Consider the following 13,788-nt stretch of genomic DNA (forward strand, 5'->3'; position numbering starts at 1 on the left):
CTGGCGGAAGTCTGGCAAGGTGGGCACCTCTAACTGCGTAGGTTCTGTAAGCGCTGACGCAGCAAGTCGGCCCTAGAGGCAAGGTCGGACTGGGCGATCGCCTCTTGCTCCCCCGATGCCAGCCATTTCACTTGCACCGTGCCGGTTTCTGCTTCTTCATCGCCCAGAATCAGGCAGGCGGCCGCGCCGCTGCGGTCGGCCCGCTTCATCTGCTTGCCAAAGGCGCTGCCGCTCAGGTCAAGATCGACCGAAAAGCCGAGCCGACGCAGCGTTTGGGCAATCTGGAGGGACTGCGCTTCGGGGCGATCGCCCTTAGACACCACATAAAAATCGACGCGGGCTTCGGTTGCCGGATGCAGCTTTTGTAGCAGCAGCACCAGCCGCTCCATGCCCAACCCCCAGCCGACCGCGGGCGTTTCGGGGCCGCCCAGTTCTGCCACCAGCCCGTCGTAGCGGCCACCTCCGCAGACCGTTGCCTGTGCGCCCAGATCTGCCGACTGAATCTCAAAGGCGGTGTGGGTGTAATAGTCTAGCCCGCGCACCAGACGGGGATTCACCTGGTAGGCGATGCCCAGGTCAGTGAGGCGTTGCTGCACCGCCTCGAACCGCTGCTGCGACTCAGCGCTGAGATAGTCGAGAATGCTGGGTGCGTCCTGGACGATTTCCTTGGTGCGGGCATCTTTGCTGTCCAAGATTCGCATTGGGTTGCGCGTCAGTCGATCCTGGGAATCGGGATCTAGCTCGGCTTTGAACGGCGTGAAATAGTCCACTAGGGCGGCGCGATACTGCTGGCGGTCAGCGGGCGTGCCCACCGAGTTCAAATCCATCGTCAGCGTTTTTAGCCCCAGATGTTGCAGCAAATCTGTTGCCAGGGCAATCACCTCGGCATCGGCGCGGGGGTCGGCGCTGCCCATGACTTCTACATCCAGTTGGTGAAACTGGCGCTGTCGCCCGGCCTGGGGCCGCTCGTAGCGAAACACGGGGCCGACGCACCAGAGTCGCTGGGCGTTGCCCGCTGCGTAGAGTTTGTGTTCGATGAGCGATCGCACTAGGCCCGCCGTCATCTCTGGGCGCAGGGTAATCGAGCGATCGCCCCGATCGGTGAAGGTATACATTTCCTTGCCCACGACATCGGTGGCTTCGCCAATCCCGCGTTCAAATAGCTCGGTTTGCTCAAAAATCGGCGTGCGGATTTCGCGATAGCCCGCATTACCCAGGATTTGTCGGGCTGCCGCCTCGATCTGCTGCCAGTAGCCCACTTCCTCCGGCAAAATGTCTCGCGTGCCCCGAATCGCCTGAATTGCGCTCATGCCCTTTGTTCTGGTTAAAAATGCTGCTTACACGGATCGCTGGAAAGTGCGGCTTGCAAAGTCCCAACTTCCAAGCATCACAGTGTAGCAGGCTTCGGGGGACAGGGTTGAGGGGTTGACCTAGCAGGACGGGAAACCCCCTCATCCCAATGTTCTTGCGGCAGATGCAAATGCGGCAGACGCATCTGCTCAGATTGCCTGCGCTGTCTAGCGAATGTTGCAGTCCGACAGTCGCCCCATCAGTGCCGCCAGCATTTGGATTTCGTCCTCGCCGCCAAAATCGCGCATCTTGCCCAGGGAACCAGAGCGGAACCCAGACCAAAGACCCAGCTTCCAATACCACAGCGCGGGCAAATGTCCCGGTGGCGCGTGGAGTCCAAAAGTAAGCTGGCCGTAGGGCTTGAACATCGCGTAGGAGCCGCCCACGCCTTTCCAGGCCCAATCGACCAGCACCGCAAAGTCCAGCGCCCGCCGCGAGTGGGGCAGCCCAGCGCCCAGTCCTTGATAGATGCGCTCCTGCGTCGTAAAGCCAAAATGACCGTTGCTATACTTCTGCCACAGGCCGTTGATCGTGTTCAAATCCACGCAGGGAAACCGAGCCAGGGACTCTGGGCTGAGCCAGTCCTGCTTTTGGCGGCCTGCGGCTAAAAGCATTAGATGATAGGTGTGTTTATCTGCTTCCAGCCAGAGCCGTTCCTGCAATAGCCCTTGCAGCCGGGTGTAGTCGATGCCGCACTCGGAGGGCAGCAGGTCGGCCGGAGCCTGGACGGGCTGGGGCACCGGAGCCATGCCGCCCCCCGTTATGATTCCTGGCGGTGGGTCGATGGCCGTGATGACCTGGCCCGGCGGCATGGGGACTCCGCCATTGCCCCAGGCTGGGATGCCTGCGGGCGGCATCGCGTTGTCGGGATGATTCGGGGCGGGGCCGTCTGTAATGGGAGCGCCTGCAAAGGGGACCTCTGCAATGGGGGCCTCTGTAAGGGGGCGATCGCCATTCCCAGACCCCCCTGGGGGAACCAGACCCGGTGGCGCTCCGGCCGACCATCCTTCGGGCAGCGGCAGTTCTCCCAAGTCCTCTGGCTCATCCTCTGGATAGTCGGCAGGCGGGGCGGGGGTATCCACGCTGCCGTCGATGCGATTCACCAGATCGGGCGGCGGCTGGGGGGTGTGGGTGGCAATGTCCTCCAGCCAATCATTGGTTGTGGCGAGTGCGGTTGCGGATTCCGTTGCAGGATCAGGAGCAGCAGGTTTGGAGGTCGCAGGTTCCGGGGCGGCAGGCTCCGGCGGTTCCGCTGGCGGCGAGGCAGACTCTGGCGGTAACGGCGCTTCGGGGTCTGGAGGGGCTTGTCCTAGCCCTTCGACCACAAACGCCTCGACTTGAAGCTGAGGTTCCGGCAGGTCAGACAACGACGCTCCGGGGTCGGGCGGCGGGGGCGGCGGGGACGGAGGCACACTGCCATTTTCCGCAGGTGTGGCTGTGGGCGAGGATTCTGGGGTGGACTGGGATTCGGCGGCGGGCGGGGGCGGGTCGCTGGCCGTGGTTTCGGTGAATTCTGCTGGAAAAGGTGGCGCTGCGGTTGCCTCGGACTCTGCGCTTGCGTCTGCACCCTTGTCAGTCGTCGCCTTGGACTTCGCGTCGGTGGGCAAGTCTTCTGGTGAGGTTTCCCAAGGATCAGGCAGCAGGGGGGATGGCGGCGGAGCTGTCGCAGGCTTTGTGGGTGAATTAGCAGACGGAACAGCGGGGACGACGGTGGGTGGTTTGGTAGACGCTTCTGTAGACGCTTCTAATGAGGGCGGGGGCAGCGGGGCAATTCGCGAAGTGATCCCTGTGGGAATCGTCCCCAAATTCGCCTCCAAATTCAGCGTTTCTGGGGCAGCCGAACCGGGCTGCGGCACAAAGCTCTGGGGCGGCGCGGGCTGGCCCGTGGGCGGGGGCAGCGGCGAGGATGGGGCGGGCGCAGCGGCCGACGGGGGACTGGCAGAATTGCCCCCAGCGGGCGACACGGGCGGCGCACCAGTGGCGAAAGATTGGGGTTGCCCCTCCACTTGGGCGCGGCGCTGGGCTTCGGCCAGGGCCGTTAGCTTGCGCTGAATCGCGGCAATTTCCTCATCCGTCAGCATGAGAGACTCCTGAATCAGTTTTAGTTCAGATAGGCTCGACTCGTTTAAGGGACACTCTAGCCTAAGGCGTTGGGTCACTGCCTGCTCGTAGCGTTGCAGATTGTGCTGGTGCTGCTGCTGGCGCTGGTGGTGCAGTGCGGCCTGCTCGATCACTTCAACATCGGCATCGCTAAGCTGGAGGCGCGTTTGCAAGATCTGGAGGCGATCGCGCTCGGATTTTCGCAGGGTCGGCTCCTGGGCGATCGCCTGCAAAAACGCCGCTCGATATTGCTGCCGTCGAGCCTCCTGTTCAGCCCGTTCCTTCTGCAAACGAGCCTGCACGCGCTGTTCTGCCTGGTCGATTTGCACCTGGCGCAGGTCGAGCGCGTGTTGCAGCTTGTCCAGTTTGAGCCGATCGGCGGGGCCGAGGGTTTCGCTAGCCCGCAGCGCCGCTTCATACTCCTGTTCGTAGCGCAGCAAATTATGGCGATCGCGCTCACGTCGTTCCTGAATTTGCTGCTGCACGCGCCGTTCGATGGCGGCCACGTCTGCGTCGGCCAGTCCCCAGATGGATTGCTGCTGTCGCAGGCGATCGCGCACCGCATCACTAGGCGGGTCGGCTTGCAGCAGCGCCTTGGTCAGGGCTTGCTCATACTGAATCAGATGGGTACGGTAGGCGGCTTCGCGCTCGGCGTAGGGCTGCATCAGCGCCTCGTGGATCGGCTCTACCTCGTCGTCCGACAGTTCCAACACCTGCTGCAATTCCCTTAGCCGCTCTAGTTGTGCTGGAGACAGCGGATACGCCTGGGCCAGTTCGGCGCTGAGCGTCTGGCGATAGTCTTGCAGGCGCTCGGCGTGTTCTCGAAACGGCTGCATCAGTTCTGCCTCGACGCTGAGCGCATCGGCATCCGACAGCCCAAACTGCGATCGCCGCCGTTTCAGAATCGCCACCGACGCAGGAGCCAGCCGCCCGTCGGGGCCAAGCTGCCGCTGCACGGCTTCCCGATAGCGCTGGCGGGGGTCTTGACGAAACACGCGGGTGAGGGCGATCGCCCCGTCTTCGTCCCGCAGCGCGATTAGTTCCGGCTGCATGGTGGGCAACACCAGCCGCACGCGATCGCTCGTGTAGGTGTGCAGCTCCTTCACCGACACCTTGCCGTCGTGATCCTGATCTGCCGCACCCGTGGTCATACCCTCTACCAGATGATGCGTATACAGCGACAGATCCGGATCGCAGTCATCCAGCACCACGGGCGCATCGTCCGCTGCCAGCAAAATCGCCCGCCCCTGCGCCCCAAGCTGATGCCCAATGCTAAAGGAACCGTTTGCCCGCGCCGCAACGGCTGGGTCAACCTGCGCGTTAAAGCCGCAGTCTAAAATCATCACCTGCTGGCGCGAGCGGCTGCTGCCCGACAGATCGCGCACTAACCCCACAGGCAGGGCGGTTGCTTTCACCAGTTGCCCGTCGGAGTTTCGGCGAGTAGAACGGGTCGCGAAGTAGGCCCGTCCCAAATCATCGCGCAGCCCCCGCCCCGAAAAGTACATCACCGCCAGATCGTTGGCGCTGCACTTGCGAAAGAATTCCTCAATGCGCTCCTCTAGCTCCATGCGGTCGGGGTCAAACACCTGCGGGGCCTCATCAAAGCCGCCGATTTCTGGATGCAGCAAAACCTCCCGCAGCGCGTTGACATCGTTTCGGGCGCTCGGCGATGGGCGGACGGCATCCTGATTTTGGTAGTTGCTGACCCCAATCAGCAGGGCATATTTCCCCATAGTGAACGCCTGAGCCAGCAGTAGAATCTGGTGCGGCTGGGAAGGTCACCCGATTCCGGAGCAAACTGCTCCGGGTTGACAGTTCCAGAAAATTTGGCAAGCCAGGTGATTACTCGTCTTTCCTCATTTTCAGAACGCTTAACTTCAAGAATACGGTGATTTTTTCAAAATAGCGCACTTGTACGGTTGCAATGGGCACAACTGGGTACAGTTGGGGGGCATTTTGGGGACACCCGGTCCCAGTCGGCAGAACTTTCGGGAACGGGATGGCAGAGCGTAACGGAAGTTAACGGGAAATGAAACGAATCGTGAATAGATAATCCCTAATGTTATGAATCGGCGTAGGTTAAGGGGACATGAAATAGCCCCTGGCAAGCCAGTTAGGACAGGTAAATGTCGGACAGTCCAAATTGATGACCCTCTTTTCAGCGCTGACCATTCCGCCAGCCCTTAACGTCTAAATTCCCAATTCCTAACGCCTTGCCATCACGGATTCTCCTCGCCCCTGGAGTGCCTATGAACGTGCTGCTGCTCTGGCCTGTGATGCCCAATTCCTTCTGGTCGTATCAGGAAACGCTGGATCTGGCGGGACTGCGATCGACCAATCCGCCCCTCGGCCTAATTACAGTGGCGGCGATGCTGCCGGAGGACTGGAACCTGCGCTTTGCCGATCGCAATGTCCGTCCTGAAACGGAAGACGACTGGGCCTGGTGCGATCTGGTCATGATCTCGGCAATGGTGATTCAAAAAGCAGACTGTCAAGCGCTGATTCGCAAGGGCGTGGCGCTGGGTAAGAAAGTGGCAGTGGGCGGACCCTATCCCACCTCTTATCCAGACGTGGCCCAGGAAGCGGGGGCTCACTATCTGATTCTGGATGAGGGAGAATGCACGATTCCTCTGTTTCTGGAGGCGATCGCCCGCCATGAACCCAGCGGCATCTTTCGCTCTGCCGAAAAGCCCGATGTCACGCAAACGCCGATTCCCCGCTTTGACCTGCTGGATTTAGAAGCTTACCTGGCGATTACTGTACAGTTTTCGCGCGGCTGCCCCTTCCAGTGCGAATTTTGTGACATTATCAACCTCTACGGCCGCAAGCCCCGCACCAAAACGCCGGAGCAAATGCTGGCTGAGTTCGATCGCCTGTATGAACTGGGCTGGCGGCGCTATGTGTTTGTCGTAGACGACAACTTTATCGGCAACAAGCGCAATGCCAAGGTGTTCCTGCGGGCGCTAATTCCCTGGATGGAGGCGCACCAGTATCCGTTTATCTTACTTACCGAAGCCTCGCTGAACTTAGCAGAAGATGACGAACTTTTAGAACTCATGGTGAAAGCAGGTTTTACGATTGTCTTCATGGGCATTGAAACGCCCGATACCGAGAGCTTGGTGGGCATTAATAAACTGCAAAACACGCGCCAATCGCTGATCGATGCTTGCCACAAGGTCACGCGGGCGGGGCTGCAAATCATGGCAGGCTTCATCATCGGCTTTGATGGCGAACGTCCGGGGGCGGGGCGGCGCGTGCGTGAGTTTATTCAAGAAACCGGAATTCCTCAGGCGCAATTTAGCATCTTGCAGGCGCTCCGCAATACGGCCCTGTGGAACCGACTTCAGCAGGAGGGGCGGCTCACCGATGGTCTGGGAACCTTCCATCAGGGCACGATTATGAACTTTTTGCCGACGCGCCCCGTGGAAGAAATCGCCCGCGAGTATATCGACGCTTTCTGGCATATCTATGACCCGATGAATTTCCTGAAGCGCACCTTTCGCCATTTCCGGATGATGAATGGCTGGCGGGCCAAGAGCGATCGCCCCTTCACCCGCACCGAGTGGCGACTCTTCAGCGCGATTTGCTGGCGACAGGGCGTGCTGCGCGCCACGCGATTTCGGTTTTGGGGGCAACTGCTAGCAATCGCCCTCACCCGGCCGCGCCTGCTCTACGACTATCTCGTTGCCCTTAGCACCGGCGAGCATTTCTTCCAGTTTCGCCATGTGGTAAAGGCGCAGCTTGAGGAACAGCTAGCGGCCCTGGCAGCCGAGCAGTCTGTGCAGGCGGTGGCCGAGCGGCAGGTGGCCGAGGTGACGGGGTAACGCCAAGTAATGCTAGATAATGCTAGATAATATCAGGTAATTTCAGGTAATATCAGGTAATATCAATCCAGCACCGCCTCCAAGATGCCCTCTGCGCCAAAGCGGATGACATCCGTGCAGGGCAGTCCGGTTTCGTCCTGAGTCTGGGCGATCGCCCGCTGTGCGGTTGCTTCATCGAGGTGAAAGGTGTTGAGGGCGATCGCCACCACTTTGGTCGGGGCAAAGGTGCCACCTGCACGAACGACGGTTTCATAAACCTGGATGACTTCCGGTAACGGCGGAATGTGGAAATCGGGGAAGCTGCGGATTTCGGTCTGGCCCGCGCGGTGAACCAGGACGAGGTGAGTGGGCTGGCTGCCGCGCATCAGGGGTAGGGTGGCCGTGGAGGCGGGATTCATCAGGGAACCCTGGCCCTCGATGTGCAGAATGTCTTGGTTGGGCGCATTCCGCAGCACGGCTTGCTCGACTGCGCCTGCTGCAAAGTCAATCCGCACCGCATCCAGCGGAATGCCGTCGTGCCCCAGCATTAGCCCCGTTTGCCCGGTGGCGATGAAGCGCGATCGCAGCCCCCGCGCCCGACAGGCCCGGTCTAGCTCCAGGCTGGCAGACATTTTGCCCACGCTCATATCCGTGCCCACCGTCAGCACTCGCTTGCAGGAGAGCGATCGCGCTTTGCCGCTGCCCACCGTCAGCCCTGGGGGTTCCTGCCGCACGTCCCAAATCCACTGCCCGTCGCGCACCAGCTCCTGCAAGTCGGGGGCCGTCGCCATCGGCGTGTGCAGCCCGTTGACCACCGACAGCCCTGCCGCTACGCCGTCCTTCACCTCTTGCCACCAGGCATCGGGCAGCGCCCCACCCGACGGCGCAATGCCAATGGTCAGCACGGTTGGGGAATAGGCCAGCGCCTCGCGCACCGAGGCCACAATCGGCACATCACGGGGAATCCCAGTCATTTCGAGGAGCGATCGCCCCACCGCCGCTTGGTCAATCACCGCCACAATCGGAATGTCGCTATAGCGCAGCAGCGACAGCCCTGTTTTCCCGTGGGAACCCTGTGTTCCTTCGTGCAGCAGAATGGCAACCCGACTCTCAGTCGTCAGCATCATGGAATTTACTCAAGGGGTTCAGCAACTCAATTCGGACTTCGGACTATATATCGGACTAAATTCAGGCTGACGCAGTGGGATGATGTCTCGCAAGATGCTCTCTCGCAAACTGGGCCCGCAAGAAATCATCCAAAATCCAGAACATTCATCGCACGCGCGTCAGTCCTGTATGTATCCATAATCAGGGGTCGGGAAGGCAATTATGGTAGCGCTTTTGTCTCACGCGCTCACCTGCCGCGTTCCAATCCTGACTCCGATTCACTGTCCCCGGATATCTGAACCTCTTGGAGGGTGAAATAGAGCGTGCTGCCCTGCCCAGGCTGGCTCTCTGCCCAGATCTTGCCGCCGTGGCGCAGGACAATCCGCTGCACCAGCGCCAGCCCAATGCCCATGCCCTCAAATTCCTGCTCCGGATGCAGCCGCTGGAATGCGCCAAAGATTTGATCGGTGAATTCGGGTGGAAAGCCCACGCCGTTGTCGCGGACGAACAGCGTGTGGTCAGGCAGGCAGCCGATTTCGACGCGGGGCTGGGGCGTGGGGCGGCTGAACTTGACGGCATTGTCGATTAGATTGGCGAACACCTGCTGGAGCAGGGTCGCGTCGCCCGACACCGTTGGCAAATCCCCAATCACAAATTCGACGGGGAAACCGGGCTGTTCGTCGGACGTGGCCAGGGCGATCGCCCGATCGACCAGGGGACGGAGCGGCACTGGGCGCTGCACGAGCGATCGCCGGGTGACTCGCGACAGATTGAGCAGCCCGTCAATCAGCAGGCCCATCTTGCGGCTGCTGTTGCGAATGGTGTCCAGATAGTGAGTCACTTTGGGGTCATCCAGCCAGCCGTTGGCCGCTAGGCGATCGCCCAAGACTGCCACAAAGCCTGAAATATGGCGCAGGGGGGCCCGCAAATCGTGCGACACCGAGTAGGAAAAGGACTCTAGCTCGCGGTTGATCGCCTCTAGCTGCTCGGTGCGCTGCATCAATTCCTGCCGGGCCAGCACTAGGTCTGCGACTTGATCACGCTGCGATTCGCAAAGCGATCCCTGCGGAAATCGTCCCTGTTGCGCTGCGGGGCGCTGCTCGGTGAGGTCGATCAGCGTGCAAACCGCCCCTGACGGAGAAGCGCTTGGAGGCAAGGGCTGGATGCTCAGCCTGAGCCAGGTAACAGACCCTCCAAAAGCACCATTCTGCCAAGCCTGGGGTATCCCCACCACCGCTTGCAGGGTCGCGCCAGTGGCGATCGCCTGCTGAACCAACTGCGCCACCGATAGCTTCGACCCCGCTTCACAAATCCAGCCTTCAGTCAGGCATTCGAGCGGGCTATCCGGTGGCAAATCGCCCGTCCGCCCCAAGAGCGATCGCCCTATCTGGTTGCAAAACAGTATCTCGGCCCGCCGTCCACAGACCACCACTCCGACGCTTACCGCGTCCAGAATCGATCCCTGCTGCTCCCAACTGTCCACAACGCTGCTGACTCTATCGATCGGTTCCACCCTAATCATTGACGCTGATTAACCATCACTCACACACCAGGCGAAACATGGGAGACGAAACACGGGGCATCTGCCGCCAGAAAATTCTCTGCCCAATGCTTCTAATTCAGAATTCCCACAAAGGTTACTTTTCTCAACACTGACTCAGATGCCTGATTCTCTGCGTCCCACCAGCTTGCCAGACGCTTACCGACTGACAATTCCCGACCACTGCACCTGCTTTCGCCGCTCTCGCCGATAGGAAAAGAAAAGCTCCGGCGTTTGATAGGTGCAGTAGGGGGCGATCGCCACCTGCTCTGGCAATAGCCCCAGATTCAGCAGTTGCAGCGCGTTGACCCGGCGCACATCCAGCCGCACCCGACCGGGCTGTGGGTCGGGATGTAGCGGCGAATGGGGCAGCGACCCCAGCGTTTCCAGAATGACCTCAGCCACTTCATCGGGCAGTCGCGGTTTGGCCGGATCGGGCACATCGCTCGACGGCGCTTGCGGATCGAGCGGGGCAGCGTCCTGTCGCCAGCGTCCGGCAAATTCCGGCAATACGGTCGCGCCCACTTCGGCGGCAACGGTTGTTGAAACCTGGTACACCTCGCCGGCGATCGCTGGGCCCAGCGCTACCCGCAGGTCTGCCAGCCGACTGCCGCGCTCCTGCAACCGGGCGATCGCCACGGGCACGATCTCCAGCGCTGTGCCTCGCCAGCCCGCATGAACCGCTGCCACCCGCCCCGTCGAAACGTCCGCAATCAGCGCCGGCACACAGTCTGCCGAGCAGACCCACGCCGCCTCCAGCGTCCCATCCGTCACGCTGCCATCGGCCTGCGGCCAGCCCGACTCATCCGCCACGCCCAGACCTGCGGACTCTTTTGCTAGAATCTCTGCCGCGCCCAACACCCGATTGCCATGCACCTGCTTCACCCGCAGCAGTCGTGCCTCCGGCTTCAGCGCCGGGGTTAGGTCTTCTGGGCTACACGGCGCATACTGCCGGGTAAAAAAGCCGTGATCAAACCCGTCCAGCAAACTACAGGTCAGGTAAGACGCGCCGCGCCAGTCACGCCATTGCCAGTCGTGCATCAGAACCCTGGGGAACAAGAGGATAGACCTTGATGGTATAGCACTTGTTGGGCTGCTGATGCTTTTGGTGAGGGCTGTAGCATTCAAGCTATTTGTTGAGCCAAAATTTCTTGCACAAAATTAAAGCGGGTACTCCAATGATTTCATCTCCTGAAGTCCCGCGTCCAAACAAATTGTATAGATTTTTACTTGCTTGCTACCATTCTTCGCGCTTGTGCCAGAAGTCGCGCTTTTTCTTCTGTAAGAGTCTGTTCTTGCATCTCCAACTCTTGAATACGAGCACGAAGTACTTCTATCCTCTTCTCAGGAGTCAGTCCTTTAAGAAAATCAACCGGGATAACATTCGATTCACCATTTAGCCAAGTTACAGCGTTTTTGAAGCTAGTGAGGCACACGGATGGTCAATAAGCCCTTGCCTCGTGAGGGCAGCATGTGCCTCACCCCGCAAGAAAATGCTGTAGAACCCTTTGAAGCTTTGCCTGATTTGCGGCTTGCACTCTAGGATTCTTCAATCTCTTTTCGACAGAGCCTTTTATATCAGATGCCCAATACTCTTTCAATCCACCATTTATTGATGCAGCATCTAGCCCCTTTACAAGCTGCTTGACTGCATAATCAGAAAGACCAAAAGCCTGCAAGTGAAGTTTCGTTACTTTTTCAGTGCCGTTATCCATTTCCACCTCCCTGGTTTTGTCCAGAAGCCTGCTTCAGAAGGTCTGCTATTTATGCAGCCTGTGTAGTCAGTGCCCATACTTACTCGCCCTAGCGATTTTGTCTGATTAAGGGTTTACCCAGTTCACCCCATCATATTCAGGATTATTCCCTTAAATAAATTTAGGAAACCTAACTTCAGCTTACATTCGCAGCCCAACAATTCAAATGCAGCGGACGGTTGAAAGATACTGGTGCTAGAGTTGAAGGCATCTGCCGCCGCTGATTTGAGCCGTTAGCCCTTAGTGCTCTGGTTCTGTCAGCTTTCGGGTGGGTAGGCGATGGCTGCTCCGCAGGGCTTACGCCAACGCCCCCCAATTGCGAAGGTGCAGTTCTTCGAGATCTCGGTCATTGCAACCAGCCCCAACAGCGTTCGGATAAGCTGCAAACCTTGAGCAGTGATAGGCTTGGTTCAGCAGTTCGAGGTTCCGAAAGGTGTCGGGGGCGATCGCCCAGAGGTTTTGGTGTTGGGAGATGAAGGGCGATCGCCCAGAAGTGTCGGTGTTGGGATTGCAATTGTCAGAAAGGCAATCCCACAAGTTTTATGCAGTGCTACGAAGCTGCTGCTCTATAGCAAATAGTCTTTTTTGGGTTAGGGAGGTGGGATTAGGCGATAAACGTGGTGAAAGAGTGGGAGCGATCGTCCCAAACCCGCTATTTTTAATGAAGGACTTTTGCGCCTGACCCCTGACCCCTGACCCCTAATATGCCGAATCGCATTCTTGACCTCCTTCGCCAGGGCCAGCCCAACGATGCCGTAAACGTGCGCGGCTGGGTGCGGACGAAACGTGAACAAAAGGAATTCACCTTTATCGAAGTGAACGATGGCTCCTCGATGGCGGGGCTGCAAGTGGTGGCAAATCAAGACATGCGGGGATATGCCGAGGCGATCGCCCGCATCAACACGGGCGCGGCGGTGGAGGTATCAGGTGTGCTGGTGGAGTCACCTGCCAAGGGGCAGCGGATTGAGCTACGGGCGGAGTCGGTCACGGTTTACGGCGAGGCAGATCCCGAAACCTATCCGCTGCAAAAGAAGCGCCACTCGTTTGAGTTTTTGCGGACGATTGCCCACCTGCGATCGCGCACCAACACGCTGGGAGCCGTCTTCCGCGTCCGCAACGCGGCGGCTCAGGCGGTGCATCACTTTTTCCAGGAACGCGGCTTTTTGTGGGTTCACACGCCCATCATCACGGCGAGCGACTGTGAGGGCGCGGGAGAGTTATTCACCGTCACCAATCTGGATTTGAAAAATCTGCCCAAGACCAAAGAAGGCGAGGTTGATTTTGGGCAAGATTTCTTTGGCAAACGCGCCTATCTCACTGTCTCCGGCCAGCTAGAGGCGGAAATTATGGCAATGGCGTTTTCTAACGTCTACACTTTTGGCCCCACGTTTCGTGCCGAAAATTCCAACACGTCGCGTCATTTGGCGGAGTTCTGGATGATTGAGCCAGAGATGGCGTTCTGTGACTTGCTAGGCAATATGGAACTGGCTGAGTCTTTCCTGAAGTATGTGTTTAAGCATGTGCTGGAGACCTGCCCAGAAGACATGGCGTTCTTTAATGAGCGCATCGAAAACACGGTGTTGGAAACGGCGGAGAACATTGTTAACAGCGAGTTTGCGCGAGTGACGTACACAGAGGCGATCGCCCTGCTGGAAAAGAGCGATCGCACGTTTGAATATCCCGTTTCCTGGGGGTTGGACTTGCAATCGGAACATGAGCGTTACCTAGCGGAGGAATTGTTTAAGAAACCGCTAATTGTCACGGATTACCCAGTTGAAATCAAAGCTTTTTACATGCGGCTGAACGACGATGGGAAAACGGTTCGCGCCATGGATGTGCTTGCGCCGCGTATTGGAGAAATCATTGGCGGATCACAGCGTGAGGAACGCCTGGATGTCCTGGAAAAACGCATCCAGGATTTGGGAATTCCCATCGAAGATCTCTGGTGGTATCTCGATCTGCGACGGTTTGGCACGGTGCCCCACGCGGGCTTTGGGCTGGGCTTCGAGCGCCTGGTGCAGTTCATGACGGGAATGCAAAATATCCGCGATGTCATCCCCTTCCCCCGCACGCCACTCAGTGCTGAATTTTAGGCAGCAAGTGGGTCTGAAATCTGACCTGCGAGCCGACGCGC

8 protein-coding genes are annotated in these 13,788 nt (G+C 59.0%); 2 read left to right on the forward strand and 6 right to left on the reverse strand.

Annotated features, from left to right (window positions below; all coding sequences use genetic code 11):
* Nucleotides 1-29: 29 nt before the first annotated feature.
* Together hisS and IGS16_RS19390 are read right to left on the reverse strand one after the other, a co-directional pair.
* Nucleotides 30-1,310: a histidine--tRNA ligase gene (gene hisS / locus IGS16_RS19385; protein ID WP_297088279.1), complete on the reverse strand. Its 1,281-nt coding sequence runs from the start codon at nt 1,308-1,310 to the stop codon at nt 30-32.
* Between the two features lie 207 nt (nt 1,311-1,517).
* Nucleotides 1,518-5,183 carry a GUN4 domain-containing protein gene (locus IGS16_RS19390; protein ID WP_297088281.1) on the reverse strand — a complete coding sequence of 1,222 codons (3,666 nt, stop codon included), beginning with the start codon at nt 5,181-5,183 and terminating at the stop codon, nt 1,518-1,520.
* A 516-nt stretch (nt 5,184-5,699) separates the two neighbouring features.
* On the opposite strand from IGS16_RS19390, the gene IGS16_RS19395 reads away from it, so the two are divergent.
* Nucleotides 5,700-7,274, forward strand: coding sequence for a B12-binding domain-containing radical SAM protein (locus tag IGS16_RS19395; protein ID WP_297088283.1), 1,575 nt, complete (start codon nt 5,700-5,702; stop codon nt 7,272-7,274).
* A gap of 62 nt (nt 7,275-7,336) precedes the next feature.
* Here the strand turns inward: IGS16_RS19395 and IGS16_RS19400 are convergent, their stop codons facing one another.
* The 4 genes from IGS16_RS19400 to IGS16_RS19415 form a co-directional block, all read right to left on the reverse strand.
* Complete coding sequence (locus IGS16_RS19400) at nt 7,337-8,380, reverse strand: DUF1611 domain-containing protein (protein WP_297088285.1); 1,044 nt, start codon at nt 8,378-8,380, stop codon at nt 7,337-7,339.
* A 227-nt stretch (nt 8,381-8,607) separates the two neighbouring features.
* Entirely contained in the window at nt 8,608-9,873 is a 1,266-nt protein-coding gene (locus IGS16_RS19405; protein WP_297088287.1) for a PAS domain-containing sensor histidine kinase, read from the reverse strand.
* A 186-nt stretch (nt 9,874-10,059) separates the two neighbouring features.
* Complete coding sequence (pgeF, locus tag IGS16_RS19410; RefSeq protein WP_297088289.1) at nt 10,060-10,941, reverse strand: peptidoglycan editing factor PgeF; 882 nt, start codon at nt 10,939-10,941, stop codon at nt 10,060-10,062.
* Nucleotides 10,942-11,378: 437 nt separating this feature from the next.
* On the reverse strand, nt 11,379-11,615 hold the full coding sequence (locus IGS16_RS19415) for a hypothetical protein (RefSeq protein ID WP_297088291.1): 237 nt from the start codon (nt 11,613-11,615) through the stop codon (nt 11,379-11,381).
* Nucleotides 11,616-12,358: 743 nt separating this feature from the next.
* Between IGS16_RS19415 and asnS the strand changes: the two genes are divergently transcribed.
* Nucleotides 12,359-13,747: an asparagine--tRNA ligase gene (gene asnS, locus IGS16_RS19420; RefSeq protein WP_297088293.1), complete on the forward strand. Its 1,389-nt coding sequence runs from the start codon at nt 12,359-12,361 to the stop codon at nt 13,745-13,747.
* Nucleotides 13,748-13,788: the final 41 nt, after the last annotated feature.

It is taken from the genome of Thermoleptolyngbya sp. C42_A2020_037 (genome assembly GCF_015272455.1).
In the GTDB taxonomy this organism is placed as follows: domain Bacteria; phylum Cyanobacteriota; class Cyanobacteriia; order Elainellales; family Elainellaceae; genus Thermoleptolyngbya.

Coding starts and splice junctions, on each gene's coding strand:
- IGS16_RS19415 (WP_297088291.1), bottom strand. CDS start 11,615: ATGGATAACGGCACTGAAAAAGTAACGAAACTTCACTTGCAGGCTTTT.
- IGS16_RS19400 (WP_297088285.1), bottom strand. CDS start 8,380: ATGATGCTGACGACTGAGAGTCGGGTTGCCATTCTGCTGCACGAAGGA.
- asnS (WP_297088293.1), top strand. CDS start 12,359: ATGCCGAATCGCATTCTTGACCTCCTTCGCCAGGGCCAGCCCAACGAT.
- IGS16_RS19395 (WP_297088283.1), top strand. CDS start 5,700: ATGAACGTGCTGCTGCTCTGGCCTGTGATGCCCAATTCCTTCTGGTCG.
- pgeF (WP_297088289.1), bottom strand. CDS start 10,941: ATGCACGACTGGCAATGGCGTGACTGGCGCGGCGCGTCTTACCTGACC.
- hisS (WP_297088279.1), bottom strand. CDS start 1,310: ATGAGCGCAATTCAGGCGATTCGGGGCACGCGAGACATTTTGCCGGAG.
- IGS16_RS19390 (WP_297088281.1), bottom strand. CDS start 5,183: ATGGGGAAATATGCCCTGCTGATTGGGGTCAGCAACTACCAAAATCAG.